Origin of the sequence: Bacillus sp. AP50 (genome assembly GCF_040492675.1) — a bacterium.
GTDB classification, from domain to species: Bacteria; Bacillota; Bacilli; order Bacillales; family Bacillaceae_G; genus Bacillus_A; species Bacillus_A cereus.
This window is the reverse complement of the sequence record NZ_JBEUTW010000736.1, coordinates 1-2769: the sequence shown is the minus strand read 5'-3', so window position 1 is coordinate 2769 and position 2769 is coordinate 1. Positions and strand designations below refer to the sequence as shown.

Here is a 2769-nt window from a genome sequence, read left to right as displayed (position 1 = left end):
ATTTAAAACTATCTATCAAAAACTTTTCAATTAAATATCAAATTTATTACTTTAAAAACGCATAATTATATATTCATATTTTCAATAGTGCGTTCCCAACCCTATTGAAAAGAAATCTATTCCGTACCACTAAGTAGATCTCTTTCCAGAAAAAGAACCTGTTCTCAATGGAAAACAGGTTCTTTTTTGTTCAAAATCGATAAATTATACTACAACAGTATTGGTTCTTTAATTAATGGTAAATACTCTATACTCATAGCATAATTTAATAACAAATTGATATACTCTTGATTTGGCTCTAAACAATGTACATTCTTCAAATATCCTTGCGTGTATAAACAAGATGGTATAGCTACTGATAGCTCTTCTACAGATTCTAATAAAGGCATTATGAGCTCTAAAGCTTTCTGTTCATCAGTAGTTAGATTCGTATTAAAAAACTTCTCTATATACTTCTCTTGTTTCATTAACAGGATATCGTATCCAAAAGCTTGTAAACTATTAATAAATTGGTCCCATTTAAGCTGATTTGGATTACAAATATGCATGGTTTTATTTACTGTATTAGCCTTATAAGATAATTCAGTAATAGCTAAGCTTCCATAATCTACAGGCGTTAAATCTACATACGTATTGACGTCAGGAGCTATGCTAGATAGGCATATCCCTTTTAATAATCTATAAAATGCGTTTTCATTAATATTGTATTGAAATTTACCTGTTTTAGAGTTACCCACTAAATTCCCCACACGGTATATCGTGGCACGAACTCCTTTTTCCATTGCTTCTCTGACCATTTTCTCGCCTTGAAACTTACTTTCTAGGTACAGATTATCCAAATTTTGCCCTCTATCAAAATTAGACTCAAAGAATTCAAATTCTTTTGGATCGCTTTCAGCCTGACCTACTACACTTAAAGTCGATATATAATGAAAACGTGCATTTGTGTTCTTAGCTAATTCCAATAAGTATTTTGTAGACTGAACATTTACCTTTTGAAAATGCTCACGTTCTCCATAATGTCTAACTTCTCCACCACAATGTATGATTGACTCTACCCTATTCTTTAAATGGTCCATTTGCTTTGAATCTAGACCTAGATTCATCAAAGATAAATCTCCTTCAATTAATTCTACTCTCTCCTTCAACTTTTGAAGGATTTCTTTACCGAAATAAAACTCCATTCTTTCTTTTAACTTTGCACCAATTACTTGATCCTCATTTTTTCTTACTAAACAGTAAATAGTCGTAGATGGCAACTGTAATAATCGTTCTAAAATATGTGCTCCTAAATATCCTGTTGCCCCTGTAAGGAAAACTGTGTTTGGATAATTCACCAGATCTAACTCACATTCTTCTAATTTAGTTCTTTCATAAACAGGAGTCGTTTTCGTTTCATTTTCCATACATGCTACATTCATATTTTTCTCTTTCTTGGACGACATGCCTTCCATCTCTTCAATATGAGAGGCTAATTTTTCTATTGTTCTATACTTAAAGAAATCTTGAATTTTCAAGTTAGGGTATAACGGTTTTAATTTGACTAATGCCGGCATAACTTTTAAAGAATGTCCACCCAAATTAAAGAAATCATCTTTTAAACCTATAGATTTTATGTTTAGAACTTCAGACCATACCTTTGCAATGTCTTTTTGCACTTTAGTTTGAGGTTTAAGTTTACACTCATCTTTTTGCTCATGACCAAACTCTATTTTTGGCAGCTTTTCAAAGTCAATTTTACCGTTCGCCGTTATTGGTATTTCTAACACATGAGAGTAATATTTAGGGACCATATATTCAGGCAATACATTTGATAAATGTAAAGCTAACTTATTTTTCTCTATCCCTATACCGTCCACTGTTTTATAATAAGCTTGCAGTAACATTCCATCTTCCGTTTGTGTTACTACAGCCTGACTTATTCCCTCAAGTTGTAACATTGCATCTTCTATTTCTCCTAATTCAATTCTGTGCCCTCTAATTTTAACCTGCTTATCTTTTCTTCCCATAAATTCTATATTTCCATTTGGTAACCATCTTGCTAAATCACCTGTTCGATATAATCTTTTACTATTATCTTCTGAAAATGGGTTTGAAATAAATGCCTGTTTTGTTTTCTCTTCCTGCTTCCAATACCCTTGGGCCAGTCCTAAACTTTCAATATATAATTCACCCATGCCCCCTACCGGACAATGTTGCATATATGAATTCAATATATGAACCTTTGTATTAGAAATCGGAATACCAATCGGTACGCTTCCTAAAAGATTATTTTCTTCTTCTAAAACTGGTACGAAATAATACATTGCTGAAACGGTTGCTTCAGTAGGGCCATACTCATTTACCAGCTGTACTTGGTTTTTAAAAGTATTTTGCCAACTTCTAATAGCATTTGTTGATGCAGCTTCCCCTCCCATTATTATAAATCTTAAAGAACGTATCTTTTCGCTATCCAGTTTCGTTAATGAAGTCGATAATTCATTGAAAAAGACTGTTGGTAAGTCGGAAATAGTTGCTTGAGTTTCTTGAATGGCTTGAGCATATGCGACGGTTGAATAGCGTTGTTCATCACTTAATAAATATAGTTCTGCCCCATTTAACAAGGTAGAAAAAATTTCTGATACTGAAGAATCAAAACTATGGGAATAAAACTGTGTTACTTTATCATTTGGAGAGATCTGAAACACTTCATTTCTCCATTCAACTAAATTTAATACTCCTTTATGCGTTAATAATGTACCTTTTGGTTTTCCTGTTGAGCCTGAAGTA

Annotated in this window: 1 protein-coding gene; it reads right to left on the bottom strand. The window is 32.5% G+C overall.

The window, feature by feature from the left end:
* Window positions 1-209 precede the first annotated feature (209 nt).
* On the bottom strand, window positions 210-2769 hold a 2560-nt coding region (locus ABWK52_RS29030), incomplete at its 5' end, for a thioester reductase domain-containing protein (protein WP_353772361.1).